The sequence below is a fragment of the Massilia endophytica genome (genome assembly GCF_021165955.1).
In the GTDB taxonomy this organism is placed as follows: Bacteria; Pseudomonadota; Gammaproteobacteria; order Burkholderiales; family Burkholderiaceae_D; genus Rugamonas; species Rugamonas endophytica.
In genome coordinates this window covers 4,703,160-4,727,637 of the sequence record NZ_CP088952.1, presented here as the reverse complement: position 1 = coordinate 4,727,637, position 24,478 = coordinate 4,703,160, and the positions used below count along the sequence as shown (strand labels likewise).

The following is a 24,478-nucleotide window of genomic DNA, read 5'->3' as shown; positions in this document are numbered from 1 at the left end:
TTTTTGGTGCGATGCATGTCCTTATGTCACAAATTGCAAGGCAATGTTGCTCGATTTGCTCTGCTGCGGTGCACCATGTTTGACGGAGCTCAGAAAAAACCCCTATAATCCCGTGTCTTTGGGTCCATAGGCTATCTCTGGGAAGTTGGCAAGTGAGTGATTCTACGCAAAGTATCGCCCGGCCAGTTTTTCGAGTCGTCGCCCTGCAATTCACAATCGCCGTCCTGTTTTCGGCCCTCGTCGCGTATTTCGCCGGGGTGGAAAAAGGCTGGTCTGCCGCCGTGGGCGGCCTCATCGCGGTGGCCGGCAGCCTGGCGTACGCGATGATCGTGGCAGGGGGCAGCCGGGACGCCAAACAGGCCTTCCGGTCGCATTTCAAGGCCGAGATGGTGAAGATGTTTATCACAGCAGCGCTGTTTATTGTCACGCTGCTGCTGTTTCAGTCAGCCGCCTGGATGTGGCTGATCATAGGTTTCGCGGTGACGACCCTGGCGTACTGGTCGGCATTGCTCGCAGTTTAAAAATCACCGGTTCGAGCCCGCTGCAGCTGGCGGGTAAGGGCAACAAATCTTAAATCATCACTATGACCACTGAACACGGAACGGGCCACGCAGCCCCGGCGAACGCCACGGAGTACATTCAGCACCACCTGACGCACCTGTCCGACGCGAACAAGACGTTCAACCTGGACACTTTCTGGATCTCCCTGGTCCTGGGCTTCGTGTTCCTGGGCCTGTTCTACATGGCCGCCAAGCGCGCCACCCCTGGCGTGCCGGGCAAGCTGCAGAACTTCGTCGAGTGGATCATGGAACTGGTGAACGACACCGTCAATTCCGCCTTCCACGCCAAGAGCGCCGTGATCGCCCCGCTGGCCGTCACCATCTTCGTCTGGGTCTGGCTGATGAACGCCATGGACTTCCTGCCGGTTGACCTGCTGCCGCGCGTGCTGGAGTTCTTCGGCGTGTACAACCTGCGCGTCGTGCCGACCGCCGACGTGAACCACACCTTCGGCATGTCCATCGGCGTTCTGCTGTGCATCATCGGCTTCTCGATCAAGGCCAAGGGCGTCGGCGGCTGGGGCAAGGAGCTGTTCACCGCCCCCTTCCACGCGCACGGCACCGTCGGCATCATCCTGCTGGCCCCCGTCAACTTCATCTTCCAGATGCTGGAACTGCTGGCCAAGCCGATCTCGCTGTCGCTGCGACTGTTCGGCAACATGTACGCCGGCGAACTGATTTTCATCCTGATCGCGCTGCTGCCATGGTGGGCACAGTGGCTGCTGGGTGGTCCATGGGCAATCTTCCACATCCTGATTGTGACGCTGCAGGCCTTCGTCTTCATGGCCCTGACGGTTGTGTACCTTAGCCTCGCGGTTGAGAAGCACTAATTTTCGTAATACTCGTTTTTCAAATTTGGTATCTGTAGTTCTTTTTAAATCTTAGGAGAAATCTCAAATGCAAGCTCTGATCGCACAAGTACAAAGCATGACCGTTCTGGCTGTGGCTATCATCATCGGCCTGGGCGCCATCGGTACCGCACTCGGCTTCGCTATTCTGGGCGGCAAGTTCCTGGAAGCTTCGGCACGTCAGCCTGAACTGATGCCACAACTGCAAACCAAGCTGTTCGTTATCGCTGGTCTGCTGGACGCGATCTCGATGATCGGCGTTGGTGTTGCTCTGCTGTTCACCTTCAACAACCCGTTCCTGACCGCCCTGGCCGCTGCTGCTGCACAGTAATTCACGCTCCAACTGGGGAAACTTTTTAGGAGCAAGGTATGAACATCAATATGTCTCTCATCGGTCAGATGATCACCTTCGCGGTGCTCGTCTGGTTCTCGATGAAGTTCGTATTCCCGGCGCTGAATAGCGCGCTGGATGAGCGTGCCAAGCGTATTGCGGATGGTCTGGCTGCGGCCGACCAGGGCCAGGCTTCCATGGCAGCGGCTGAAAAGCGCGCCGCCGAGGCCCTGTCCTCCGCACGCGACGAAGCTGCTTCGCGCGTTGCCGATGCCGAAAAGCGCGCTCAGCTGATCGCTGAAGAAATCAAGGCCAATGCCAAAGCCGAAGCGGACCGCATCATTGCGCAAGCCAAGGCCGAAGCCGACCAGCAGATCACCCAGGCCCGCGAGCAACTGCGCGCCCAGGTGGCCGACCTGGCTGTGAAGGGCGCCGAGCAAATCCTGAAGCGCGAAGTCAACGCGTCGGCCCACGCCGACCTGCTGGCCCGCCTCGCGACCGAGCTGTAATCATGGCTGAACTCGCAACCGTCGCCCGTCCCTACGCGGAAGCCCTCTTCCGCGTTGCCCAGGCTGGCAACCTCGCGCAGTGGTCCGACCTGGTCGATGAACTGACCCAGGTCGGCAGCCATGCCGAGGTGCTGGCATACGCCCGCAATCCGAAGGTGTCGGACAGCGATGTTGCTGCCGCCATCCAGGCTCTGCTGAAATCGCCGCTCAATGCGGAAGCGAAGAATTTCCTCTCGATGCTGATCGCCAACGGCCGCATCGAACTGCTGCCGGAAATCGGCGCCCAATTCCATGCGCTGAAAAACAGCCAGGAAGGTGCGGCGGATGCCGAGATCACGAGCGCTTTCGAGATGGACGCCGCGCAGACCGCGCAGCTGGTCCAGACGCTGGAAAAGAAATTCAGCCGCAAGCTCAACCCGAGCGTCACGGTGGATCCTTCGCTGATCGGTGGTGTGCGCGTCGTGGTTGGTGATGAAGTGCTGGACACTTCGGTGCGCGCCCGCCTGCAACAGATGCGTGTTGCGCTGGCAGCGTAAGCCACAGCGGCAGACCCAATAGACCTCGCGCAAGCTGAGAGAAAACAATTAGGAGTTAGTATGCAACTCAACCCATCTGAAATCAGCGAGCTGATCAAGAGCCGGATCCAAGGCATTGAAGGCGGCGCTGAAGTGCGCAATCAAGGCACGGTGATCTCCGTTGCCGACGGTATCTGCCGCATTCACGGTCTGTCCGATGTGATGCAAGGCGAGATGCTGGAATTCCCAGGCAATACCTTTGGCCTGGCCATGAACCTGGAGCGCGACTCCGTCGGCGCCGTGATTCTGGGCGCCTACGAGCACATCTCCGAAGGCGACACCGTGAAGTGCACGGGCCGCATCCTGGAAGTGCCGGTCGGTCCTGAACTGCGCGGCCGCGTGGTCAACGCCCTGGGCCAGCCGATCGACGGCAAAGGCCCGGTCGACGCCAAGCTGACCTCCCCGATCGAAAAGATCGCTCCGGGCGTGATCGCCCGCGAGTCCGTGTCGCAGCCAATGCAGACCGGCCTGAAGTCGATCGACGCGATGGTGCCTATCGGCCGTGGCCAGCGTGAGCTGATCATCGGCGACCGCCAGACCGGCAAGTCCGCCGTGGCCGTCGACGCCATCATCAACCAGAAGGGCCAGGGCATGACGTGTATCTACGTCGCCATCGGCCAGAAGGCATCGACCATCAAGAACATCGTGCGTTCCCTGGAACAGCACGGCGCCATGGAGTACACCATCGTGGTGGCTGCCTCCGCTTCCGAATCGGCAGCGATGCAGTACATCTCGGCCTACTCCGGCTGCACCATGGGCGAATACTTCCGCGACCGCGGCGAAGACGCGCTGATCGTGTACGACGACCTGTCCAAGCAGGCCGTGGCCTACCGCCAGATCTCGCTGCTGCTGCGCCGTCCGCCGGGCCGCGAAGCCTACCCGGGCGACGTGTTCTACCTGCACAGCCGCCTGCTCGAGCGCGCAGCCCGCGTGAACGCCGACTACGTGTCCGCCTTCACCAAGGGCGCCGTGACCGGCAAGACCGGTTCGCTGACCGCACTGCCGATCATCGAAACCCAGGCTGGCGACGTGTCCGCCTTCGTGCCGACCAACGTGATCTCGATTACCGACGGCCAGATCTTCCTGGAAACCTCGCTGTTCAACTCCGGCATCCGTCCTGCGATCAACGCAGGTATCTCGGTGTCGCGTGTGGGCGGTGCGGCGCAGACCAAGGTCATCAAGAACCTGTCCGGCGGTATCCGTACCGACCTGGCGCAGTACCGTGAACTGGCTGCGTTCGCGCAGTTCGCTTCCGACCTGGACGAATCGACCCGCAAGCAGCTGGACCGCGGTGCGCGCGTGACCGAACTGCTGAAGCAGTCCCAGTACTCGCCGCTGCCGATCTCCCTGATGGGCGCTTCCCTGTTCGCCGTGAACAAGGGCTTCCTGGACGACGTGCCGGTCAAGCAGGTGCTGGCCTTCGAAGCCGGTCTGCACTCGTACCTGAAGACCAAGCAAGCCGCTCTGCTGGCCAAGATCGAAGAAACCAAGCAACTGGACAAAGACGGCGAAGCTGCGCTGTCCGCCGCCATCGCTGATTTCAAGAAATCCGGCGCATTTTAAGCGGCACGGCGGCTCCGCAAGGGGCCGCCTTCACGCGCAGAAGGAGTAAGGACTCATGGCAGTAGGCAAAGAGATACGTGGCAAGATCAAGAGCGTAGAGAATACGAAGAAGATCACCAAGGCGATGGAAATGGTCGCCGCATCGAAAATGCGCAAGGCGCAGGATCGCATGCGCGCCGCCCGTCCCTACAGTGACAAGATTCGGAATATCGCCTCGAATCTGGCGGCCGCCAATCCGGAATACACGCACCCGTTCCTGGCCGATGCCCAGGGCACGCAAGCCAAGGCAGTGGGCTTCATCATCGTCACGACCGACAAGGGTCTGTGCGGTGGCCTGAACACCAACGTTCTGCGTATGGTGACGTCGAAGACCCGCGAGCTGGAAGCAGCCGGCAACAAGATTGAAGCAGTCGCTATTGGTAACAAAGGTCTCGGTTTCCTGAACCGCATTGGCGTTCCCGTCATTGCGCAGGCCACCCAGATCGGCGACACGCCGCACCTGGAGAAGCTGATCGGCCCGGTGAAAGTCATGCTGGAGAAATTCCAGGAAGGCAAGCTGGACGCAGTCTATCTGTGCTACACCAAGTTCATCAACACGATGAAGCAGGAACCGATGGTCGAGCAGCTGCTGCCCCTCACGGCAGACAAGCGCAAGGCCGATGCAGGCGCCCACCAGTGGGACTACATCTACGAACCGGACCCTGCGACCGTGATCGACGAACTGCTGGAACGTTATGTCGAAGCGCTGGTGTACCAGTCGGTAGCGGAAAACCTGGCGTCCGAGCAATCGGCGCGCATGGTGGCCATGAAGGCCGCCAGCGACAACGCCGGTAACGTGATCGGCGAACTGAAGCTGGTCTACAACAAGACCCGCCAGGCTGCAATTACCAAAGAACTGTCCGAAATCGTCGCCGGTGCGGCTGCGGTTTAAACGAATTTAACTATATTTGAAGGAACGAACATGGCTGATGGCAAAATCGTTCAGTGTATCGGCGCTGTGGTGGACGTGGAGTTCCCACGCAACGCGATGCCTAAGGTTTTTGACGCGCTGAAAATGGAAGGCTCCGAGCTGACCCTGGAAGTGCAGCAGCAGTTGGGTGACGGCGTGGTCCGTACCATTGCACTGGGCTCCTCCGACGGTCTGCGTCGCGGCATGACCATCCAGAACACCGGCAAACCAATCATGGTGCCGGTGGGTAAGGCAACCCTGGGCCGTATTATGGACGTGCTGGGCAACCCGATCGACGAGTGCGGTCCCGTTGCGCACGACCAGATCGCCTCCATCCACCGCGTGGCCCCTGCTTACGACGAGCTGTCGCCGTCGCAGGACCTGCTGGAAACCGGCATCAAGGTGATCGACCTGGTCTGCCCCTTCGCCAAAGGCGGTAAGGTGGGCCTGTTCGGCGGCGCCGGCGTGGGCAAGACCGTGAACATGATGGAACTGATCAACAACATCGCTAAAGCGCACTCGGGTCTGTCCGTGTTCGCCGGTGTTGGCGAGCGTACCCGCGAAGGTAACGACTTCTACCACGAAATGGCCGACGCCAAAGTGGTGGACCTGGAAAACCCGGCCAACTCGAAAGTGGCCATGGTGTACGGCCAGATGAACGAGCCGCCTGGCAACCGCCTGCGCGTGGCGCTGACCGGCCTGACCATCGCCGAGTCCTTCCGTGACGAAGGCCGCGACGTGCTGTTCTTCGTGGACAACATCTACCGCTTCACCCTGGCCGGTACCGAAGTGTCCGCACTGCTGGGCCGTATGCCTTCCGCCGTGGGCTACCAGCCGACGCTGGCCGAAGAAATGGGCCGCCTGCAGGAGCGCATCACCTCCACCAAGACCGGTTCGATCACCTCGATCCAGGCCGTGTACGTCCCTGCGGACGACCTGACCGACCCGTCGCCAGCGACCACCTTCGGCCACCTGGACTCGACCGTCGTTCTGTCGCGTGACATCGCCGCGCTGGGTATCTACCCTGCCGTGGACCCGCTGGACTCGACCTCGCGCCAGCTGGACCCGCTGGTCGTGGGCCAGGAGCACTACGACACCGCGCGCGCCGTGCAGGGCACCCTGCAGCGCTACAAGGAACTGCGCGACATCATCGCGATTCTGGGCATGGACGAACTGGCGCCGGAAGACAAGCTGCTGGTGGCCCGCGCCCGTAAGATGCAGCGTTTCCTGTCCCAGCCGTTCCACGTTGCTGAAGTGTTTACCGGCTCCCCAGGTAAATACGTTTCGCTGAAGGACACGATCAAGGGCTTCAAGATGATCGCCTCCGGCGAACTCGATCACCTGCCGGAACAAGCGTTCTACATGGTGGGCACGATCGAAGAAGCCATCGAAAAGGCCAAGAAGCTCGGCTAATTGAGCGCTGCGGCCCCGGCAACGGGGCCGCGTCACCCCGATAGGACACACATGGCAAATACCATTCACGTTGATGTGGTGTCGGCAGAAGAGCAGATCTTCTCCGGCGAAGCCACCTTCGTCGCGTTGCCGGGCGAACAGGGCGAGCTGGGTATCTATCCCAAGCACACCCCGCTGATCACCCGCATCCGTCCGGGCGCCGTGCGCATCCAGGTGCCGGGCCAGGCTGAGGAAGAGTTCGTCTTCGTCGCTGGCGGCCTGCTGGAAGTGCAGCCGAACGCCGTGACGGTGCTGGCCGACACCGCGATCCGTGGCCACGACCTGGACGAAGCAAAAGCGCAAGCCGCCAAGAAACTGGCGGAAGAGCATCTGCTGAACAACAAGACGGGCATCGACTACGCGAAAGCGCAAGCCGAACTGGCAGCGGCCATCGGCCAGCTGGCAGCCATCGCCAAACTGCGCCAGACCAAGCACTGATCGCAGCACACAGCACAGCAAAAAGGCAGCCTCGGCTGCCTTTTTTATTTCAGCGGCACAGGCCGTAGGCCTTGCGGTCCTCGAACCAGCGGTAGGTGAAGGTGCGCACGGGGTAGCGCTCGCCTGCGATGACGGCGGCGGGCGGGACCAGGTCGAAGCGCTGCGGCAGCTTGCCCGTCAGGCGCAGCGTGACGCGCCACTGGGTTTCGTCGGCGCTGGCGACGGCGATCAGCAGGCCGGGCACGCCGTCCACTACTTCCACCATCTCGGCGCGGGTATTCGTCGCCCGCTGGTAGAAATTCACCACCTTCGCTTTCTGGATCACGGGGCCCTTCGGTTCCGTCACATTGTAGGCGCGCGTGGTGAACTGCAGCTGGGTCGTGCGCGGCAGCATGTACGTTATCCCCAGGTCCAGGCTGCCATCCGCCTGGAGCACGGGCGCGGTAGCCGAGACCTTGATGCCGCGCGGGAGCAGGAACTGCGATCCCTCCTGCCAGTCCCTGCACTCCGGCGTGGCCGCCATGTACAGCTGTTCGGGCGTGTAGCTTTCGCCGCAGGCAGCGAGCAGCAGGGGAAGAACAAGGAGGGCAGAACGCATAGTCGTATGGCCAGCTGGGAAATGCCGACAGTTTAACCGAACGACGCGCGACGACAGGAAGTGTTAGGCTGGATCGACTAATAGTTTCGGCCCGCGAGGATTTCCATGATTCACCACTTCGGTTTCGTCGTATCCGATTTCGTGCGCAGCATGCCGCTTTATGACGCCTGCCTTCTGCCATTGGGGATAAAACGTACGGAAACCGATCTGGACTGGGCCATTTATGCGCCGGAAAGCGGCATGCCTTTTATCTGGATTGGATCCGAAATACCCAGTTATTGGAAAAGCTCGCACCAGGCCGGGCAGGCGCCATTCCATTTCGCGCTGTCGGCGCAAAGCCGCGAAGCGGTGGACCGTTTCTATTCCCAGGCGCTGGAATACGGCGCCGAAGATAATGGCCCGCCGGGGCCGCGCACCGGCTACGGCCAATACTACAGCGCCTACATTCTCGACCTCGACGGCAACAACATCGAGGCCACGTTCCGAGAGGCCTAGCGCCTCTGCCTGTGCCAGCTCCCGGCGCGATCGCGCCAGAGGCTGGCACGATCTCCTTAGCTCCGCTTCTGCCTGCTGCGCTCCGCAGCCGCTTTTCCCAGCACCTTCCACTTCGAACGCTCCGCAATGCGGTCGAGCGGCGTCTGCTGGCCGCGGCGGGCGTCGCGCAGGAGCTTGTGGTAGTTCATCAGGCGGTCCGGGTCGATGGCTGCCCGCACCGCGCACCCCGGCTCCAACTGATGCTGGCAATCCCGGAATTGGCAATCGCGCGCCAGTAACTCGATATCGTCGAATGTGGCCGCCAATGTTTCTTCGTCCGCGTCCGGGCGCCAGGTCCGTAATCCCGGCGTATCGATAATGCAGGCGCCATTGCCGCATAAATGGAGCGAGCGCGCCGTGGTGGTATGGCGTCCCCGGCCGTCGCCTTTTCTGGTGCCGCCCGTTTCCTGTCCCGCCTGGGTAAGCGTATTTGTCAAAGTCGATTTGCCGGTGCCCGAAGCGCCCAATAAACACAGGGTTTGACCCGGCCCCATCCATGGCGCCAGCTGATTGGCGGCCTCGTCGCTTAGGCCATTGACGGCCAATACGGGAATAACGGCGGGCAGGCGGCGCTGCAATTCGTTCAGGCGCGCCTCGATATCGTCGCCGATATCGGCCTTGGTCAGCACGACAACGGGGCTGACATCGGCCGCCTGCGCCATGGCGATATAGCGTTCCAGGCGCCGGACGTTGAAATCATTGTCCAGCCCCATCACCAGCAGGGCCGTATCGATATTGCTGGCGAGGGACTGGCGGCGCCCGTCGTTGGCGCGCCGCGCCAGGTGGTTGAAGGGCTCCAGGCGCTGGCTTATCCACAGCTCGCCCTGGTCCCGCAGTTCGGCCGCGACCCAGTCGCCGACGGAGAGGCTGAAGCCGCTTTCTGCCATGTCGGCCAGCAGGCGCGGCAGGGCGCGGGCGGGCCATTCGCCGGCGCCGTCGTGCAGGGTGAGCCAGTCGCGCTGGACTTCGGTGATGCGCATCAGGTGGGCGCCGGCCTCCACGGCCGCCAGCTGGGCGGCGATCTGGTTGTTCAGGCCGATAGTGCGGAGAGAATTGAAATCGATCTCGATCATGATTGAGTTGGTGTTCCCGGATTCGTTCGCTCGCGGCGCGCGAGCACAAGCCGCCGCAGGCAATGCGGCAACGCGAAAAATAAGGGGAAGGTCGGCGCGCGATCAGGCGCGGCTCAACACCAGCTCAGATAAAGGAAGGCTAGGAGAAGCTGAGGCGCAGCAATCAGGCTGCCGACAAGAGGGCAATGTCCATGGCTCGCATTTTATGGTCCTCCTGTAAAAGTTGAATGGGTGGCCAGTATCGCACCGGCCAGGCGGAAGGTCAACCGCGCCGCGAGGGCGGCGCAAGCTTGCCCACGATCCCCGTCGGGAAGAAGTAGATGGCGAGGATGAAGAGGATGCCCAGCCACAGCAGCCAGCGGTCAGGATGCAGCGCCGCTTCGAGCAGGGGCACGCCGGACACGGCGCCCGCCGCTTCGGCCATCAGGGACTTGAGGTAGTTGTTGGCGAGGATGAAGAGCGCGGCGCCCACCACGGCGCCGTACATGGTGCCCATGCCGCCGATGACCACGATCAGCAGGATATCCGTCATCACTTCGAAGCCCAGCGTGGTCTTGGGGCCGACGTAGCGCAGCCACAGCGCCATCAGCGCGCCCGCCAGCGCGGCAGCCAGCGCGCCGATGCAATTGGCCGCAATGCGGTAGACCACGGTGCGGTAGCCCAGCGCTTCGGCGCGGAACTCGTTCTCGCGGATCGCCTGCAGCACGCGGCCGAAGGGCGAATTCACCACCCGCAGGAGAACGAGGAAGAGCAGTATCGCGCCGAAGAAGACGATGTAGTAGGTGATCAGCTTGCCGTCCAGCGAGCGGCCCATGAATTCGCCGAACTCCGTTGCGGGAGAGAGCAGGCCTGGCACGCTGAAGGTTTTCCCGTCCTCGCCGCCGGTCCAGTCGGAGAGTTGCGAGGCCAGCACGGCGAAGGAGGACGCGACGGCCAGCGTGATCATGGCGTAGAAGATGGCGCGCACGCGCAGCGCGAACAGGCCGATGATGAAAGCGAGGGCCAGGGTCAGCGCCAATGCGGCGGCCACGCCCAGCGCCATGCCGCTCCATGTCGGCTCTTCGCCGGAGAGGCCAAGGCCGACCCCGTAGGCGCCGATCCCGAAGAACATCGTGTGGGCGAAGGAAACGATGCCGGTGTAGCCGAGCAGGAGGTCGTAGGACGCTACGAGAACGATGTACACGCAGATGGTGGCGGCCGTGTTCAGCGGGCGCGCGCCGCTCGTGATGAAGGGCGCGAGCGCGAGGCCCAGCACGATCAGCACCAGGAGGGCGGACAGGGCGCGGCTGCGCGGCGGGTCGCCGGAGAGCAGGGTGTTCAGCATCTTATTTCCTCGACAGGCCAGCGGGGCGCCACAGCAGCACGGCGATCATCAGCACGATATGGGACACGAGGGCCAGCTTGGGCGCCAGGAAGCCCGCGTAGTTGGCCGTCAGCGCCATGAGCAGGGCGCCGATGAAGCAGCCGCCCACGGAACCGAGGCCGCCGATGATGACGGTAATGAAGATCATGACCATCACTTCGCCGCCCATGGAGGCGCTCAGGGTTTCCTTGTACAGGCCCCACATCACGCCGCCCAGCCCTGCCAGCGCGGAACCTGCGGCAAAGACGGCAACGAAGAGGCGCCGGATGCGGTAGCCGAGGGCCTCCACCATTTCGCCATTTTCGACGCCTGCGCGTATCAGCAGGCCAAGCTTGGTGCGGTTCAGCACCAGCGAGAGCAGCACGAAGACCGCCAGGCCGACGACCACGGCGAGCAGCCGGTACTTCTCGATGGCGGCGTCGCCGATCACGATGGCTCCGCGCAGCGCGGCGGGCAGCGGCATGGGCTTGTGGTCCGCACCCCAGATTACGTGGATCAGCTGCTCGACGACGATCATGCCACCCATGGTGATGAGGATCTGCTTCAGGTGCTGGCCGTAGACAGGCATGACGATCACGCGCTCGAACATCCAGCCCAGCGCCGCAGTGACTGCCATCGCCATCAATATCGCGAGGCCCAGGGCGCCCAGGTTCATCGCCAGCGACTCGGCTTCGAGCCAGCCTTGCATGGGCACGAGCACCAGGGTGGCGGCGAAGGCGCCCACAGAAACGAAGGCGCCGTGACCGAAGTTCAGCACGTCCATCAGGCCGAACACCAGTGTCAGGCCGCTGGACATAATAAAGATCATCATCCCCATCGCCAGCCCGGCCACGGTGAGCGTGACCCAGGTGGGGAAGCTGCCGACGAGGGGCAGCATGGCCAGCATGAGCACTGGCGCCAGCAGCAGGGGCGCATAGTCGCGCGGGACGGAGGGCAGCGTCGTGTCGCTCACGGTCGCTCCTTATTGGTGTGAATCGAGGGCGAGGCCGAGCAGGCGTTCCTGCAGGGCGCGGTCGGCGGCCAGTTCGGCCATCGGGCCGCTGTGGACGATGCGGCCGTCGTCCATCACGGCCACCGTGTCGCCCAGCTGGCGCACGAAATTGAAGTTCTGCTCCACCAGCAGCACGGTGGTCTGGCCCTTGAGCTGGCGGATCGCCTCGGCGAGGTTCTGGATGATGGCTGGCGCCAGGCCCTTGGTGGGCTCATCGATCAGCAGCAGCTCGCGCGGCTCGATGATGGCGCGGGCAATGGCCACCATCTGCTTCTGGCCTCCGGAGAGTTTGCCAGCGGGGTAGTTCCAGAATTTTTTCAGCGCGGGGAAGAAGGAGAAGATCCATTCCAGCCGGGCCGTATCCATGGGACCGCTGCGCGCGGCGAGATACAGGTTCTCGCGCACCGTCAGTTCGCTGAACACAGCCATCGACTCCGGCACGTAGGCGATGCCCGCTTGCGCAATGTCGGGCGTGCGCAGGGCCGTGATGTCGCGGCCATTGAAGGCGATTTTGCCCGCGCTGGCCTGCCACAGGCCCATGATGGTGCGCAGCGTCGTGGTCTTGCCCGCGCCGTTGCGGCCCAGCAGCACTGCGAGGCCGCCGCGCGGCACGGCGAGGTCCACGCCCTGCAGGATGTGATATTCGCCGATGTGCGTATGCACGCCGGACAGGGTAAGCAGCGCGTCAGTCATGTGTTGCGGTTCCGAGGTAGGCTTCCTGCACGACGGCGGAGGACATCACGGCGGCCGGTTCGCCATCCGCAACGAGCGCGCCGTTGTGCAGCACGATGATGCGGTCGGCCAGGGCGCGCACCACGTCCATCTTGTGTTCGACCAGCAGAACGGCCTTGTTGCGCTCCGCCTTCACCTGGTGGATCAGGTCCAGCACCACCGGCACCTCGTCCACACTCATGCCTGCGGTGGGTTCATCGAACATCATCACTTCCGGTTCCAGCGCGAGCAGGATGGCCACCTCCAGCTTGCGCTTGTCGCCATGCGACAGGGCCGCAACGGCGGTATTGCGGCGGCCCGCCATGGCCACGCGCTCGAGGTAGTGGTCTGCGCGCTCGATCAGTTCCTTGTGGCTGGACCACACGGACCACAGCTTCATGCCCGCGTTGGCGCGCGCCTGTACCGCCAGCCGCACATTCTCGTGCACGGTGAGGTGGGGGAAGAGATTGGTCAGCTGGAAGGCGCGGCCGATGCCCTTGCGGGTGCGGTGCGCCGGGCCGCTGCCGGTGATGTCTTCGCCGTGCAGCAGCACCTTTCCGCTGGTCGCGGGCAACTGCCCGGACATCAGGTTGAAATAGGTGGTCTTGCCTGCGCCGTTCGGGCCGACGATCACCGTGAGCTGGCCCGCATTGAAATCGGCGCTGACGTCGTCGACGGCCGTGTGGCCGCCGAAGCGGATCGTCAGCCCGCGGGTGGACAGCAATGGCGTCATCGCTCAGCGCTTGTTCTTGACCGGCACCGGCAGTTCGGATGCAGGGATTTCGCGCACCAGCTCCAGCAGGTCCCATTCGGACTTCTGGTCTTTCTTGATGCGGAAGTGGTACATGGGCTGCATGGCCTGGTGGTCTTCCTTGCGGAAGCTCATCTTGCCTTTCGGCGTGTCGAATTCCATGCCTTCCATTGCGGCGATCAGCTTGTCGGTATTGCCGCCGCCAGCCTTGGTCAGTGCGCTCACCACGGCGCTGGCGGCGGTGAAGCCGCCTGCGGTGAACATGTCCGGCGGCGCCTTGTAGCGCTTCGTGTGCTCGGCCACCAGCCAGTCGTTCATCTTGTTCTTCGGGAAGTCATAGTAGTAGTAGATGGTGCCTTCGGTGCCCGCATAGGCCTTCCAGGTCTTCAGGACCGGCAGGATATTGCCGCCGGGAGCCAGCGTGATGCCGTAGCGTTCCGGCTTCATGTCGGCGATCTTGTTCATCGGGTTGGGACCAGCCCACACGATGGCGAGCACGCGCGGCTGCGGCGCGTCTTTCAGCTTGTCGAACAGGCGCTGCGCGGAAGCGGTGAAGTCGGTGGCGGTCTGCGGCGCATATTCTTCATGCACCACCTTGGCCTTGCTGCCGGTGAGGGCCAGGGCTTCCTTGGCTGCCTTGATGGCGTCCTTGCCGAAGGCGTAGTCCTGGGCCAGGAAGCCCACGCTGCCCTGCTTGAAGGTGGAAGCGGCGGCCAGGCCGTCCTGCATGGAGCTGCGCGCGGTGCGGAAGATGTACTTGTTCCACTTGTCGCCGGTGATCGCGTCGGCCACGGCAGGTTCCACGATCAGCACTTTCTTGTATTCCGCGGCCACCGGCAGCATGGCGATGGCCGAGCCGGAGGACGTGGTGCCGACAGCGATATCGACCTTGTCGTCTCCATAGGCTTCGGCCAGCAGGGTGCGGCCCAGGTCAGGCTTGCTCTGGTCGTCCTTGACGATGACCTTCAGCTTGCGGCCGTTGATCTCCATCTTGCCGTTGGTGAGGTACTCCAGGCCCATCATGAAACCGGTCTCGGTTTCCTTGGCATAGGGCTCGAGGATGCCGGTCTTGCCGGTAATGAGGGCAACCTTCAGGTCCTGCGCCAGTACGGCCTGGGAAGCGAATACCGGCGCCAGGGCGGCCAGCAGGGGAATCAGTTTTTTCATCGGCGTGTCTCCGTTTATTTTTCCGGTCCTAATATAGATTAATCCACGCTGGCGAGGAAGCCGCGCAGTGCAGCCTGTGCGGCGGGCTCGGTCAGCATGGGCGCGTGGCCGATATCGGGCACCTCGGCATACTGCATGCGTGGCGCAGCATTGCGCATGGCCTGCGCCTGTTCCGGCTCGATCAGGTCCGACAGGCCGCCGCGCACCAGCAGGGTGGGGCGCTTGCGCGCCAGGCGGCGGAAGGCGTAGTGAGTGATCATTGCCGACGCCTTCAGCTTGTTGGCCCGGATCGGAACGGCGATGTTCGGGTCGTAGCGCATGGCAAGGCTGCCGTCCGGCTCCTCGCGGAAGGCGCGGCGCGCCCAGCGGTCCCAGTCTTCTTCCGTATTGGCGGGGAAGGCCACTTCGTTGATGGAGCGAAGGTAGTCGGCGGCCTGGGGCCAGCTGTTGAACTGCTCGCCCTTGCCCGTGTACGCCGCAATGCGCGCCAGGCCGCGCGGCGAGAGCGCGGGGCCGATATCGTTCAGCACCGCCGCCGCGATCAGCGGGGATTCGCGCAAGGCCAGCGTCATCGTAATCAGGCCGCCCATGGATGTGCCGACGAATACGGCCCGCGCGATACCGAGATCGCGCGCCAGCTTGGCCACGTCGCCGGCGTAGGTGACGGGCGTATAGCGCATGGGATTGGGATCGTAATCGGATTTCCCCCGCCCGCGCACGTCCACCGCGATCACGCGGCGGCCCTGGGCGGCGATCCAGGGGGCCACGTCCTCGAAGTCGGAGGAATTGCGGGTCAGGCCGTGGATGCAGATGACGGGCAGGTGCGCTGGTCCGCTTGCGGGGGCGTAATCGCGCGCATACAGGCGCAATCCATCGTCACTGAGATAGCTGATCTCGGAATACATTGTCCTCAGGGGCAGCGTTGCAGGAGCATGCAGTGTGCGTGAAATGCGGCACGCGGTGAACCGGCGGCAGCGCCCACTGTGTGTGCAATTTTGCACAGCGTTCGCTGCCCGGCTAAAAATGATGCACAATACCCTGCATGAAAACATTGCCCGAGTGGACAGACCTGCGCTTCTTCCTGGAGCTGGCGCGTTCCGGCACCTTGTCCGGCGCTTCGCGCAGGCTGGAGGTGGAGCACACCACCGTCGCCCGCCGCATCGACCGCCTGGAGCAGCAGCTGGGCGCTACGCTCTTCGACCGTTCGCGCGAAGGCTATGAACTCACCGAGATGGGCCACGCCGTGCTGCCGCACGCGGAGGCGATGGAAAGCGCCCTGCTGGCGGCGCAGGGGCAGCTTTCCGGCACCGAAGTCGCCATCCGCGGCGTGGTGCGCCTCGGCGTGCCGGAAGCGCTGGGTGTGCGCTTCATCACGCCGCTGCTGGCGCAATTCCTGCAGAACTATCCTGAACTTTCGGTGGACCTGCTGGTGCAGCCGCGCTTCGCCAACCTGGCCAGCCGCGAGGCCGACCTGGGCGTGACGCTGGATGCACCGAACACTGGCCGCTACATGGTGACCCGCCTGACCACTTTCCGTCTTTACGTACACGGCTCGCCCGGATACCTGGCCAGCCACCCTCCCATCCAGCGTCCCAGCGACCTGGCGAACCATGAATTCGTGGATTATGTACGCGACCGCCTTGCCAGCAATGAGCTGAACTTCCTCGATGAACTGGGCGTCGATCCGCGCCGCAGGCTTTGCTGCACGGGCATGCTGGCGCAGGCCGAAGCCGCTGCGTCGGGCCTGGGCCTGATGATGGCGCCGCCCTATATGGCCATGGACGGCCGCCTGGTGCCGGTATTGAAGGATGAGGTATATGTGGAAAGGGCCTACTGGCTGGTGGCGCCAGTAGACCTGTATCGCCTGCCGCGCGTGCGCGCGGTGTGGGATCTGCTGCGCAAGTTCGCTGAATCGCAGCCAGGGCTTTTCGCCCTGGCCTGACCCCGATCAGAACTTGTAGGAGGCGGTCAGCTTGTAGGTGCGCGGATCGCCGTAGTAGGTGGTGACGGTGTTGAAGAAGCCGCCGAAGGCGTAGCCTGCCACCTTGTAGCGCTTGTCCGTCAGGTTGCGGCCGTGCAGGCCGATTTGCAGCTTGCGGTCGGCGCTGGTCCACACCAGGCTTGCATCCCACAGCGAGAAGCCGCCCTGCGCCAGCATCAGGTTCTGCGCCACCAGCGGGTCCAGCGAAGCCACGCCGCTCGGACGGATGATCTCGGCCTGATAGACCTTGCTCTTGTAGGACAGGCTGTTGTTCAGGCTCATGCTGCCGCTGCGGCCGAACATGTTTACCGGCCACTCGTAGTTGGCGCTCACGTTGGCGGAATGCTTCGGCGTGTTCTGGAACTCGGCGCTGCCCGCTACGTTCACCAGCGTGGAGCCGCTCGCCACCATCCATTCCTTGTACTGCGCGTCGATGTAGCTCAGCATGCCGTTCAGGCTGAGGCGATCGGTGACACGGGCAATCGCTTCCAGCTCGAAGCCCTTGATCTTCGCCTTGCCCGCATTGGTCAGCGTGCCCGCGAAGCCATTCACCTGGCCCGCCGCGTTGAAGGTGGGGATGGAGCCGGGAATCTGCACGTTCTTGTAGTCGGTGTAGAACACGGCTGCATTGGTCTGCAGGCGGCCGCCGTTCAGCGAGGACTTCAGGCCCAGTTCCACGGTGTCGACTTCTTCAGGATTGACGCCCTTGCGCTTCTCCAGCGAGGCCGGGGTGTTCGGGCCGCCGGTGGCCGCCAGGTCCATGCGCGGGTCGTACATGCCGCCCTTGAAGCCGCTCTGGTAGGTGCCGTACACATTGTGTTCCTTGGCCAGCTTCCAGCCGAAGCCCAGCTTCGGCGTGAACTTGGTGTCCTTGCGGTGCAGGTCGCCCTTGCCCAGGTCCGTGTTGGCCGGGGCGCCGACAGCGGCAGGATTGCCGAGGTTCGGCGAACCGGCGAGGCCGAAGTAGGTGCGCTTGTAGATCGCGGCTTCGCGCTCGTCCTGGGTCCATCGGCCGCCGACGCTCACACTGAAGGCATCCGACACGTTGTAGTTGGCATCCGCATAAACGGCCCAGGTCTTCGAGTCGATATCGTCGCGGGTCAGCAGCGAAAGGCCGCCTGCCGCGTTGTACAGAACGTCGAATTCGTTGAAGGCGTTGGTCTTCATGTAGAACAGGCCTGCCACACCCTGCCACTTGGAGCCGGTGTAGGTGAGCTGGAATTCCTGGCTGTCCTGCTTGTCGGTGTAGATGGCGGGCGCTTCGAACAGCGGCGTATCCAGCGAGTCGAAGTCGATCGGTGCGTAGGACCTGGACGAGCGGTGCGCCGTCACCGACTTGAACATGGTCTCGGCATTGATGTTGTAGTCGATGGTCAGCGAGGCGCCCTTGTTGGTTACCTGCTGCGCATGGCCGTTCACCTTGTACAGGTTGGCGCGCGTATCGTAGTCGCCTGCCAGCGGCTGCAGGTTGGCGGGGGCCGGGCCCGGAGTCAGGCGGTAGCCCTGCTTGGCCTCGGAGTCGTCCTTGGTGTAGTCGGCAGCCAGGCGGATGAACAGGTCGGAGTTCGGCGCCAGTTCGGCGCTCACGCGGGCCGCGCCCACGTCCTTGTTGTAGTTTTCGCGGCCGTTCAGCACATTCTTGCCGAAGCCGTCGCGGTTGAAGGTGCCCACGGTGGCGCCCAGGCGCAGCATGTCATTGACCGGCGTGCTGCCTTTCACAACGAGGTCCTTCTGGCCGTAGTTGCCCAGCGTGCCCTTCACCTCGAAGGTGGGGTTGGTGGAGAGCTTCTTCGTTACATACTTCACCGCGCCGCCGATGGTGTTGCGGCCGTACAGGGTGCCCTGCGGGCCGCGCAGCACTTCGATGCGTTCCAGGTCGTAGATGTCGGTCAGCACGCCCTGCGGACGGGCGAGGTACACGTCGTCCATGTAGATGCCGACGCCCTGCTCATAGCCTGCCACCGGATCCTGCTGGCCGATGCCGCGGATGAAGGCGGTGAGTGTCGTATTGGTGCCACGGGAGGACTTCAGCGTGGTGTTCGGCACGATGTCGGTCAGGGCCGTGATGTCGGGCAGGGCCAGCTTCTCGAGCTGGGCGCCGGAAACCGCAGTGACTGCGCCCGGCACATCCTGGATAAGCTCCGCGCGCTTGCGGGCGGTCACGATCACCTTCTCCACTCCGCCATCGGCGCTTTCACCGGCCGTCTGGGCCAGGACAGGCTGGGCGTACAGCGCGGGAAGGGTCATCATCACCGCCGCTACGGAGCGGCGCAGCACGAAATTCTGTTTCGACAGACGCATCGAAGTCTCCTCATGTTTGTTATAGCTGGGGAGTGTGCATCTTTTGCCTACTGTGCGAAACTGACAGGGTTGCACTCACGTTGTGCATTTTTGCACACAGCCTCCCCGTGCGACAGTGGCCCCGTGCTTTTGCTACGCTGGCCTCATGAAAGCCTGCGACCTGTTCCGGACACCGCCCAAACTGAAGCTGCGCGACGCCGATGCCGCGTGCACCCCCATGAGCGCCGCCAGCCGCCCCGGCAACGGCCAGCTCGCGCATGCCGACATCAAGGAGATGGACAAGGAAGAGGCGAAGCGCCTGGGCGAGCGCATCGCCGAACTTCAGCCCATTCTGTACGCGGAGCGCCAGCGCAAGCTGCTGCTGATCCTCCAGGGCACGGACACCTCGGGCAAGGACGGCGCCGTGAAAGCGCTCTTCGACTACGTGAATCCCATGGGCCTGCGTCCGGTCGCCTTCAAGGCGCCCACCGAGATCGAGGCTGCCCACGACTATCTATGGCGCGTGCACAAGGAAGTGCCGAAGGCGGGGGAGATCGCCATCTTCAACCGCAGCCATTATGAAGAAGTGCTCATCACCCGCGTCGAGGGCATGATCAGCGCCGGCGAATGCAAGCGCCGCTACGCCCAGATCCGCGACTTCGAGCGCATGCTGGCGGAAACCGGCACCGTCATCGTGAAGGTATTCCTGCACATTTCGAAGGCGGAGCAGAAGGAAAGGCTGGAGGCGCGCCTGGGCGACCCCGAAAAGCAGTGGAAATTCGACCCCGCGGACCTGAAGCAGCGCGCAAAATGGAACGAGTACCTGCGCGCCTACGAGCGCGCCATCATGGAAACGGATGCGGACCACGCGCCCTGGTACATCGTGCCTGCCGATTCCAAGCCCCACCGCAACGTGGCGGTGGCCGCGATTCTGCTGGAGACGCTGCAGGCCATGAAGCTCAAGTGGCCGCAACCCGACCCGAAGCTGCTGGGGCTCAAGATCGTCTAGCCCCCTGCAAGGGGCCGCGCTCTGTGGCATAGTAACCGCCTTACTATTTCACTAACTGCGGAGACTCTTACCATGCAACTCAAAGATCCCGGCCTGCTGCGCCAACAAGCCTATCTGAACGGTGTCTGGACCGATGCGGACAATGGCGAGAGCTTCGCTGTGCGCAACCCCGCCACCGGAGAGCAGATCGGCACCGTGCCCAATATGGGCGCCGCAGAGACCCGCCGCGCCATCGAAGCCGCGAACGCCGCATGGCCCGCCTGGCGCAAGAAAACCGCCAAGGAACGCGCCGCCGTGCTGCGCAAATGGTTCGACCTGATCACGGCCAATGCGGAAGACCTGGCCCTGCTGATGACCACCGAACAGGGCAAGCCCCTGGCCGAGGCCAAGGGCGAGGTGGCCTTCGGCGCCGCCTTCATCGAATGGTTCGCGGAAGAGGCCAAGCGCGTCGCGGGCGACACCCTGGCCACGCCCTGGCCGGACCGCCGCATGATCGTGACCAAGGAGCCGATCGGCGTCTGCGCCGCCATCACGCCCTGGAACTTCCCGCTGGCCATGATTACCCGCAAGGCCGGTCCCGCCCTGGCGGCAGGCTGTCCCATGGTGCTCAAGCCCGCCGAGGCCACGCCCTTCTCCGCGCTGGCGCTGGCCGTGCTGGCCGAGCGCGCTGGCATTCCGGCAGGCATCTTCAGCGTGGTGACAGGCTCGCCCAAAGAAATCGGGGCGGAAATGTGCGCCAACCCCATCGTGCGCAAGCTGAGCTTCACCGGCTCGACCGCCGTGGGCCGCATCCTGATGCAGCAGTGTGCGCCCACTATCAAGAAACTGTCGCTGGAACTGGGCGGCAACGCGCCCTTCATCGTCTTCGACGACGCTGACCTGGATGCGGCGGTGGAAGGCGCCATCGCCTCCAAATACCGCAACGCAGGCCAGACCTGCGTGTGCGCCAACCGCATTTATGTGCAGGACGGGGTCTACGACGCCTTCGCGCAGAAGTTTACCGCCGCCGTCGAGAAGCTGAAGGTGGGCAATGGCGTAGAGCAGGGCGTGACCCAGGGCCCGCTCATCAACGAGGCGGCCGTGAAGAAGGTGGAGGAGCATGTGGCGGATGCGCTGTCCAAGGGCGGCCGCCTGCTCACGGGCGGCCAGCGCCATGCCCTGGGCCACAGCTTCTTCCAGCCGACCGTGATCGCGGATGTGAGCAATGCAATGAAGGTGGCAAGCGAAGAAACCTTCGGCCCCCTCGCGCCCCTGTTCCGCTTCAAGACGGACGAGGAAGCCGTCAGCCTGGCCAACAGCACCGAGTTCGGCCTGGCCAGCTACTTCTACTCGCGCGACATCGGCCGCATCTGGCGCGTGGCCGAAGGCCTGGAATCGGGCATGGTGGGCGTGAACACGGGCCTGATCTCCAACGAGGTCGCGCCTTTCGGCGGCGTGAAGCAGTCCGGCCTGGGCCGCGAAGGCTCGAAGTACGGCATGGACGATTATCTGGTCATCAAGTACATCTGCCTCGGCCTCTAAGGCTGGCCCGTCAGGCGCTCGGTCATGCGCTTGACGGCCCGCATCTGGCGGCCGGAGCGCTCGGCGTAGCTGCGGTCGTCGTAGCTCCACCAGTCCCAGCAGCCGTTGGGATTGCTGAAGGTGGTGGCCGCCTGCGGGTAAAGCACGAGGATGCGGTTGGTGTCCGCCCAGCCGTTGTAGCCGGCGTTGCGCATGTAGGCGTCGCCAACGAAATCCGCATTCTGCTTGCAGCCGTGGAAGGCCACATGCAGGCGGCACTCCGCGCCATCGCCCTCGCAGCCGGGCGGCACGTAGAGAAAGCCCGTGGCCGCCATGCCGTGGCTGCGCGCGTCGGGCAGGAACTCGTCCTGGCTGAACTCCACGAAGCGCCCGGCGGGCGTGTTGCCGTTCTTCGGGTTGAGGGCGCCGTAGATCCAGCCCAGCAGCTCGCCCGCAGCATCCAGGCCGCAGTTATTGATGTAGGGCGAGCCAAGTACGCTGCACTGGTTGCCGAAGAAGTCCGTCGGCATGGCGTGCTCGGCGCTGCGGTGGGTGCGGTAGCGGATGTTTTCAGGTGGAACGTAAAAGCGGTAATAGTCCTGCAGGTCGTTCATCACCGCCGTGGGCACCACCGTGTCCCAGCGGCCGGAGAAGAGCCAGATGCGGTGTCCGGCCAGATTGCTGGTGGCGTCGATACGGTCTCCAGCCGCATTGCGGTTCGTGATGTCCGCGAGGCTGGACACATTCGTACCGCCCGGCGATACGCCGCACCAGGGCAGGCCGGTGGTGCAGCTGCATACCGTGACGGCCGTGCCCAGGTTGCCCCGCGCGCAGAAGTAGGGGCCGCCCGCCACAATGCCCGCACCCATCACGCTGGCTGAAAAGGCGACCTCGAACTGCACGGCCATGTAGCCGCCGGAAGAAAGGCCGGAGACCGAGAGCTGGCCGGCCCGCATGGGCGGCAGGCTGCCGGGTTCGGCTTGGCCAGGCAGGACGGCACTGCAGACGAAGACCGCGAGCAGTGCCAGCAGGCGAAGCAGGGCAGAGATGATCATGTCGCACTCCCGGCAAGTGGCTGGAAGCTGCATTTTTGAGTTGACGCAAACCGATGCGTTTATTCGGCATCAATCGTCTGCGCGGAACCAATGCGCGATTCACAGCCGAGTATACCGGCGCTGCGCGCAAGAAAAGACTTTGCCTTACAATGATTTTCTCACCAATACAGAGGCTCCGACCATGCATATCGCCCGATTCCTCGCAGTTGCCGCGCTCGGCGCCAGCGCGCTGAGCGCCCAGGCGCAGACGTCCGTTCCCACTGGAAATGCACCTGCGCTGACGGCGCGCCCGGCGAGCTGCCCGGCCATCCTCAAGCAGACCTTCAACCGCCTGCAGGACGAGGCGCCGCAGGATCTGTGCCAGTACGCGGGCAAGGTGATCCTCGTGGTGAATACGGCGAGCTACTGCGGCTACACGAACCAGTATGAAGGCCTGGAAGCGCTCTATGCAAAGTACAGCCCCAAAGGCCTGGTGGTGCTGGGCTTCCCCTCCAACGACTTCGGCAAGCAGGAACCGGGCAGCAGCAAGGAGATCGCGGACTTCTGCTATAACACCTACGGCGTGAAGTTCCCGATGTTCGCGAAGTCCGTGGTGTCCGGACCGACGCCGAATCCCCTGTACGCCAACCTCCTCAAGGCAACGGGCAAGGCTCCGGCCTGGAATTTCCACAAATACCTGATCGACCGGAACGGCAAGGTCATCGAAAGCTTCCCCTCGAAAGTGACGCCTTCCGACAAGCAGCTGGTGGGCGCCATCGAGAAAGCGCTCGGCGCTTAATCGCCCTTGGCGAGGCTGAAGCCCTCGTCCAGCCAGCCCGTGATGCCGCCGGTCATGATCTTGACCGGACGGCCCAGCTTCGCCAGGCGGATGGCGCCGCGCGCCGCGCCGTTGCAGTGCGGACCGGCGCAGTAGGTCACGAACAGGGTATCGGCGGGATACTCCGCCAGCTTCGAGGCGATGATCTTGCGGTGGGCAAGGTCCACGGCGCCCGGCACGTGGCCTTCGCGGTATTTCTCCGTGCCGCGCACATCCAGCAGCACAAAGTCCTGGCCCGGCGTGCCCATTACGCTGTGCACATCCCAGCAATCGGTCTCGAATTGCAGCTCGCCTTCGAAATGGGCGAGCGCGGCTTCGCTGGCGGCGGCGGGGACTTCGGAAACAATCGACATCTTCAGCTCCTTTCTTGTTGACGTGTAGCCATTGTCCGTCCCGGGCCGATCGCGCGGCAGTGGCGCGAATGCCAATATGCGTTAAGATTGCGCCATGGCTCATCTTGTCGTCGCGCTGGCTTATGACCAGCTCTGCACCTTCGAATTCGGCTGCACGGTCGAACTGTTCGCGCTCGACCGTCCCGAGCTGGAGGTGGACTGGTACGAGTTCGCCGTCTGCGCCCTAGAGCCGGGGCCCATCCGCGCGGCGGGCGGCATCCAGGTGCAGGCGCCTTACGATCCTTCCTTGCTGGAGCGCGCCGATACCATCGTGATTCCCGGCTGGCGCGATGCCGACGAGGTGCCGCCGCCCGAGCTGCTCGAGGCGATCCGCAGGGCCCACGCACGCGGGGCGAGGCTGTGCACCATCTGTTCCGGAGTCTTCGTGCTGGCCGCGGCGGGCGTGCTGGACGGCCAGCGCGCCACCACGCACTGGCGCTACACGGAGCGGCTGGCGCGGCGCTATCCGAAGATCGAGGTGCTGGAAGACGATCTCTATGTGGACGCCGGCCAGATCATCACCTCGGCCGGTTCCGCCGCCGGGCTCGACATGCTGCTGCACCTGGTGCGGCGCGACTATGGCGCGCGGGTGGGGAACATGGTCGCGCAGCGCCTGGTGGTGGCGCCGCACCGGGAAGGTGGCCAGGCCCAGTTCCTGCCCCGGCCCATGGCGCCGGATGAGCAGGGCCGCCTGTCGCGCCTGATGGACTACCTGCGCACTCATCCAGGTGGCGAACACAGCATTCGCTCCATGGCCGAGCGTGCCGCGATGAGTGCGCGCACCCTGCAGCGCCAGTTCCAGGAAGCAACCGGCATGGGACCCATCGAATGGCTGACGCGCGAGCGGGTGGGCATTGCCAAGGACCTGCTCGAATCGCCCGATCTGCCCCTGGCGCAGGTGGCCGAGCGGGCGGGCTTCGGCTCGGAAGAATCCCTGCGGCATCATTTCCGCCGCATTGCCGCGACGACACCCGGCGCCTATCGGCGCGCTTTCCTTGTCAACGCGCCGGTGCGCGGCTAATCTGGCTTCTGCG

27 protein-coding genes are annotated in these 24,478 nt (G+C 63.7%); 16 read left to right on the top strand and 11 right to left on the bottom strand.

What is annotated here, in order from left to right:
• The first annotated feature begins 152 nt into the window (after window positions 1-152).
• From LSQ66_RS21695 to LSQ66_RS21655, 9 genes are all read left to right on the top strand, one after another.
• Window positions 153-521 (top strand): ATP synthase subunit I, encoded by a 369-nt coding sequence (locus tag LSQ66_RS21695; RefSeq protein WP_231767238.1) that lies wholly within the window; start codon window positions 153-155, stop codon window positions 519-521.
• Between the two features lie 62 nt (window positions 522-583).
• Window positions 584-1,387: a F0F1 ATP synthase subunit A gene (gene atpB, locus LSQ66_RS21690; RefSeq protein WP_231767237.1), complete on the top strand. Its 804-nt coding sequence runs from the start codon at window positions 584-586 to the stop codon at window positions 1,385-1,387.
• Window positions 1,388-1,454: 67 nt separating this feature from the next.
• Entirely contained in the window at window positions 1,455-1,736 is a 282-nt protein-coding gene (atpE, locus tag LSQ66_RS21685) for a F0F1 ATP synthase subunit C (RefSeq protein WP_231767236.1), read from the top strand.
• A gap of 38 nt (window positions 1,737-1,774) precedes the next feature.
• Window positions 1,775-2,245: a F0F1 ATP synthase subunit B gene (locus LSQ66_RS21680; protein WP_231767235.1), complete on the top strand. Its 471-nt coding sequence runs from the start codon at window positions 1,775-1,777 to the stop codon at window positions 2,243-2,245.
• Between the two features lie 2 nt (window positions 2,246-2,247).
• Complete coding sequence (locus LSQ66_RS21675; protein ID WP_231767234.1) at window positions 2,248-2,781, top strand: F0F1 ATP synthase subunit delta; 534 nt, start codon at window positions 2,248-2,250, stop codon at window positions 2,779-2,781.
• 60 nt (window positions 2,782-2,841) lie between these two features.
• Complete coding sequence (gene atpA, locus LSQ66_RS21670; RefSeq protein ID WP_231767233.1) at window positions 2,842-4,383, top strand: F0F1 ATP synthase subunit alpha; 1,542 nt, start codon at window positions 2,842-2,844, stop codon at window positions 4,381-4,383.
• 55 nt (window positions 4,384-4,438) lie between these two features.
• A complete protein-coding gene (atpG, locus tag LSQ66_RS21665) occupies window positions 4,439-5,314 on the top strand; it encodes a F0F1 ATP synthase subunit gamma (RefSeq protein WP_231767232.1) in 876 nt (291 codons plus the stop codon).
• A 30-nt stretch (window positions 5,315-5,344) separates the two neighbouring features.
• Complete coding sequence (atpD, locus tag LSQ66_RS21660; protein ID WP_231767231.1) at window positions 5,345-6,745, top strand: F0F1 ATP synthase subunit beta; 1,401 nt, start codon at window positions 5,345-5,347, stop codon at window positions 6,743-6,745.
• Between the two features lie 51 nt (window positions 6,746-6,796).
• Window positions 6,797-7,222 carry a F0F1 ATP synthase subunit epsilon gene (locus LSQ66_RS21655; RefSeq protein WP_231767230.1) on the top strand — a complete coding sequence of 142 codons (426 nt, stop codon included), beginning with the start codon at window positions 6,797-6,799 and terminating at the stop codon, window positions 7,220-7,222.
• 49 nt (window positions 7,223-7,271) lie between these two features.
• Here LSQ66_RS21655 and LSQ66_RS21650 read toward each other — a convergent pair whose 3' ends face one another.
• The gene (locus LSQ66_RS21650; protein ID WP_231767229.1) at window positions 7,272-7,820 is read right to left on the bottom strand and encodes a hypothetical protein; all 549 of its coding nucleotides are present in this window, start codon (window positions 7,818-7,820) and stop codon (window positions 7,272-7,274) included.
• Between the two features lie 105 nt (window positions 7,821-7,925).
• Between LSQ66_RS21650 and LSQ66_RS21645 the strand changes: the two genes are divergently transcribed.
• Window positions 7,926-8,315 (top strand): VOC family protein, encoded by a 390-nt coding sequence (locus tag LSQ66_RS21645; RefSeq protein ID WP_231767228.1) that lies wholly within the window; start codon window positions 7,926-7,928, stop codon window positions 8,313-8,315.
• Between the two features lie 56 nt (window positions 8,316-8,371).
• Here the strand turns inward: LSQ66_RS21645 and rsgA are convergent, their stop codons facing one another.
• Complete coding sequence (gene rsgA / locus LSQ66_RS21640) at window positions 8,372-9,427, bottom strand: ribosome small subunit-dependent GTPase A (protein ID WP_231767227.1); 1,056 nt, start codon at window positions 9,425-9,427, stop codon at window positions 8,372-8,374.
• On the opposite strand from rsgA, the gene LSQ66_RS21635 reads away from it, so the two are divergent.
• Window positions 9,408-9,647 carry a hypothetical protein gene (locus tag LSQ66_RS21635; protein WP_231767226.1) on the top strand — a complete coding sequence of 80 codons (240 nt, stop codon included), beginning with the start codon at window positions 9,408-9,410 and terminating at the stop codon, window positions 9,645-9,647. The genes rsgA and LSQ66_RS21635 overlap by 20 nt on opposite strands.
• Window positions 9,648-9,689: 42 nt before the next feature.
• On the opposite strand, the gene LSQ66_RS21630 is transcribed toward LSQ66_RS21635, so the two are convergent.
• The 6 genes from LSQ66_RS21630 to LSQ66_RS21605 form a co-directional block, all read right to left on the bottom strand.
• Complete coding sequence (locus LSQ66_RS21630; RefSeq protein WP_231767225.1) at window positions 9,690-10,751, bottom strand: branched-chain amino acid ABC transporter permease; 1,062 nt, start codon at window positions 10,749-10,751, stop codon at window positions 9,690-9,692.
• A gap of 1 nt (window position 10,752) precedes the next feature.
• A complete protein-coding gene (locus LSQ66_RS21625; RefSeq protein WP_231770177.1) occupies window positions 10,753-11,676 on the bottom strand; it encodes a branched-chain amino acid ABC transporter permease in 924 nt (307 codons plus the stop codon).
• Between the two features lie 75 nt (window positions 11,677-11,751).
• A complete protein-coding gene (locus LSQ66_RS21620) occupies window positions 11,752-12,474 on the bottom strand; it encodes an ABC transporter ATP-binding protein (protein WP_231767224.1) in 723 nt (240 codons plus the stop codon).
• The gene (locus tag LSQ66_RS21615; protein ID WP_231770176.1) at window positions 12,467-13,216 is read right to left on the bottom strand and encodes an ABC transporter ATP-binding protein; all 750 of its coding nucleotides are present in this window, start codon (window positions 13,214-13,216) and stop codon (window positions 12,467-12,469) included. Before LSQ66_RS21615 ends, LSQ66_RS21620 begins: the two co-directional genes overlap by 8 nt.
• A 12-nt stretch (window positions 13,217-13,228) precedes the next feature.
• Window positions 13,229-14,410, bottom strand: a complete 1,182-nt coding sequence (locus LSQ66_RS21610) for a substrate-binding domain-containing protein (RefSeq protein WP_231767223.1) — start codon at window positions 14,408-14,410, stop codon at window positions 13,229-13,231.
• 38 nt (window positions 14,411-14,448) lie between these two features.
• Window positions 14,449-15,315, bottom strand: coding sequence for an alpha/beta fold hydrolase (locus LSQ66_RS21605; protein WP_231767222.1), 867 nt, complete (start codon window positions 15,313-15,315; stop codon window positions 14,449-14,451).
• Between the two features lie 137 nt (window positions 15,316-15,452).
• Here LSQ66_RS21605 and LSQ66_RS21600 point away from each other — a divergent pair, with 137 nt between their 5' ends.
• Window positions 15,453-16,352: a LysR family transcriptional regulator gene (locus LSQ66_RS21600; RefSeq protein ID WP_231767221.1), complete on the top strand. Its 900-nt coding sequence runs from the start codon at window positions 15,453-15,455 to the stop codon at window positions 16,350-16,352.
• 6 nt (window positions 16,353-16,358) lie between these two features.
• Here the strand turns inward: LSQ66_RS21600 and LSQ66_RS21595 are convergent, their stop codons facing one another.
• Complete coding sequence (locus LSQ66_RS21595; RefSeq protein ID WP_231767220.1) at window positions 16,359-18,692, bottom strand: TonB-dependent receptor; 2,334 nt, start codon at window positions 18,690-18,692, stop codon at window positions 16,359-16,361.
• Window positions 18,693-18,837: 145 nt separating this feature from the next.
• Between LSQ66_RS21595 and LSQ66_RS21590 the strand changes: the two genes are divergently transcribed.
• Window positions 18,838-19,680, top strand: coding sequence for a PPK2 family polyphosphate kinase (locus LSQ66_RS21590; protein WP_231767219.1), 843 nt, complete (start codon window positions 18,838-18,840; stop codon window positions 19,678-19,680).
• 72 nt (window positions 19,681-19,752) lie between these two features.
• Window positions 19,753-21,201 carry an NADP-dependent succinate-semialdehyde dehydrogenase gene (gabD, locus tag LSQ66_RS21585; protein WP_231767218.1) on the top strand — a complete coding sequence of 483 codons (1,449 nt, stop codon included), beginning with the start codon at window positions 19,753-19,755 and terminating at the stop codon, window positions 21,199-21,201.
• On the opposite strand, the gene LSQ66_RS21580 is transcribed toward gabD, so the two are convergent.
• Window positions 21,198-22,235, bottom strand: coding sequence for an extracellular catalytic domain type 2 short-chain-length polyhydroxyalkanoate depolymerase (locus tag LSQ66_RS21580; protein ID WP_231767217.1), 1,038 nt, complete (start codon window positions 22,233-22,235; stop codon window positions 21,198-21,200). The two genes, gabD and LSQ66_RS21580, sit on opposite strands and share 4 nt — an antisense overlap.
• 181 nt (window positions 22,236-22,416) lie before the next feature.
• Between LSQ66_RS21580 and LSQ66_RS21575 the strand changes: the two genes are divergently transcribed.
• Window positions 22,417-23,013: a glutathione peroxidase gene (locus tag LSQ66_RS21575; protein WP_231767216.1), complete on the top strand. Its 597-nt coding sequence runs from the start codon at window positions 22,417-22,419 to the stop codon at window positions 23,011-23,013.
• On the opposite strand, the gene LSQ66_RS21570 is transcribed toward LSQ66_RS21575, so the two are convergent.
• On the bottom strand, window positions 23,010-23,405 hold the full coding sequence (locus LSQ66_RS21570) for a rhodanese-like domain-containing protein (protein WP_231767215.1): 396 nt from the start codon (window positions 23,403-23,405) through the stop codon (window positions 23,010-23,012). The two genes, LSQ66_RS21575 and LSQ66_RS21570, sit on opposite strands and share 4 nt — an antisense overlap.
• A 94-nt stretch (window positions 23,406-23,499) precedes the next feature.
• On the opposite strand from LSQ66_RS21570, the gene ftrA reads away from it, so the two are divergent.
• On the top strand, window positions 23,500-24,465 hold the full coding sequence (ftrA, locus tag LSQ66_RS21565; RefSeq protein ID WP_231767214.1) for a transcriptional regulator FtrA: 966 nt from the start codon (window positions 23,500-23,502) through the stop codon (window positions 24,463-24,465).
• Window positions 24,466-24,478 lie beyond the last annotated feature (13 nt).

What these genes read in the sequence shown, in the direction of transcription:
- atpB (WP_231767237.1), top strand. Translation starts at nt 584, where the DNA reads ATGACCACTGAACACGGAACGGGCCACGCAGCCCCGGCGAACGCCACG.
- LSQ66_RS21605 (WP_231767222.1), bottom strand. Translation starts at nt 15,315, where the DNA reads ATGTATTCCGAGATCAGCTATCTCAGTGACGATGGATTGCGCCTGTAT.
- LSQ66_RS21570 (WP_231767215.1), bottom strand. Translation starts at nt 23,405, where the DNA reads ATGTCGATTGTTTCCGAAGTCCCCGCCGCCGCCAGCGAAGCCGCGCTC.
- LSQ66_RS21600 (WP_231767221.1), top strand. Translation starts at nt 15,453, where the DNA reads ATGAAAACATTGCCCGAGTGGACAGACCTGCGCTTCTTCCTGGAGCTG.
- LSQ66_RS21645 (WP_231767228.1), top strand. Translation starts at nt 7,926, where the DNA reads ATGATTCACCACTTCGGTTTCGTCGTATCCGATTTCGTGCGCAGCATG.
- LSQ66_RS21620 (WP_231767224.1), bottom strand. Translation starts at nt 12,474, where the DNA reads ATGACTGACGCGCTGCTTACCCTGTCCGGCGTGCATACGCACATCGGC.
- LSQ66_RS21625 (WP_231770177.1), bottom strand. Translation starts at nt 11,676, where the DNA reads ATGCTGGCCATGCTGCCCCTCGTCGGCAGCTTCCCCACCTGGGTCACG.
- atpG (WP_231767232.1), top strand. Translation starts at nt 4,439, where the DNA reads ATGGCAGTAGGCAAAGAGATACGTGGCAAGATCAAGAGCGTAGAGAAT.
- LSQ66_RS21655 (WP_231767230.1), top strand. Translation starts at nt 6,797, where the DNA reads ATGGCAAATACCATTCACGTTGATGTGGTGTCGGCAGAAGAGCAGATC.
- atpD (WP_231767231.1), top strand. Translation starts at nt 5,345, where the DNA reads ATGGCTGATGGCAAAATCGTTCAGTGTATCGGCGCTGTGGTGGACGTG.
- LSQ66_RS21575 (WP_231767216.1), top strand. Translation starts at nt 22,417, where the DNA reads ATGCATATCGCCCGATTCCTCGCAGTTGCCGCGCTCGGCGCCAGCGCG.
- LSQ66_RS21580 (WP_231767217.1), bottom strand. Translation starts at nt 22,235, where the DNA reads ATGATCATCTCTGCCCTGCTTCGCCTGCTGGCACTGCTCGCGGTCTTC.
- atpA (WP_231767233.1), top strand. Translation starts at nt 2,842, where the DNA reads ATGCAACTCAACCCATCTGAAATCAGCGAGCTGATCAAGAGCCGGATC.
- LSQ66_RS21595 (WP_231767220.1), bottom strand. Translation starts at nt 18,692, where the DNA reads ATGCGTCTGTCGAAACAGAATTTCGTGCTGCGCCGCTCCGTAGCGGCG.
- LSQ66_RS21590 (WP_231767219.1), top strand. Translation starts at nt 18,838, where the DNA reads ATGAAAGCCTGCGACCTGTTCCGGACACCGCCCAAACTGAAGCTGCGC.
- ftrA (WP_231767214.1), top strand. Translation starts at nt 23,500, where the DNA reads ATGGCTCATCTTGTCGTCGCGCTGGCTTATGACCAGCTCTGCACCTTC.
- LSQ66_RS21680 (WP_231767235.1), top strand. Translation starts at nt 1,775, where the DNA reads ATGAACATCAATATGTCTCTCATCGGTCAGATGATCACCTTCGCGGTG.
- LSQ66_RS21610 (WP_231767223.1), bottom strand. Translation starts at nt 14,410, where the DNA reads ATGAAAAAACTGATTCCCCTGCTGGCCGCCCTGGCGCCGGTATTCGCT.
- rsgA (WP_231767227.1), bottom strand. Translation starts at nt 9,427, where the DNA reads ATGATCGAGATCGATTTCAATTCTCTCCGCACTATCGGCCTGAACAAC.
- LSQ66_RS21630 (WP_231767225.1), bottom strand. Translation starts at nt 10,751, where the DNA reads ATGCTGAACACCCTGCTCTCCGGCGACCCGCCGCGCAGCCGCGCCCTG.
- LSQ66_RS21675 (WP_231767234.1), top strand. Translation starts at nt 2,248, where the DNA reads ATGGCTGAACTCGCAACCGTCGCCCGTCCCTACGCGGAAGCCCTCTTC.
- atpE (WP_231767236.1), top strand. Translation starts at nt 1,455, where the DNA reads ATGCAAGCTCTGATCGCACAAGTACAAAGCATGACCGTTCTGGCTGTG.
- LSQ66_RS21650 (WP_231767229.1), bottom strand. Translation starts at nt 7,820, where the DNA reads ATGCGTTCTGCCCTCCTTGTTCTTCCCCTGCTGCTCGCTGCCTGCGGC.
- gabD (WP_231767218.1), top strand. Translation starts at nt 19,753, where the DNA reads ATGCAACTCAAAGATCCCGGCCTGCTGCGCCAACAAGCCTATCTGAAC.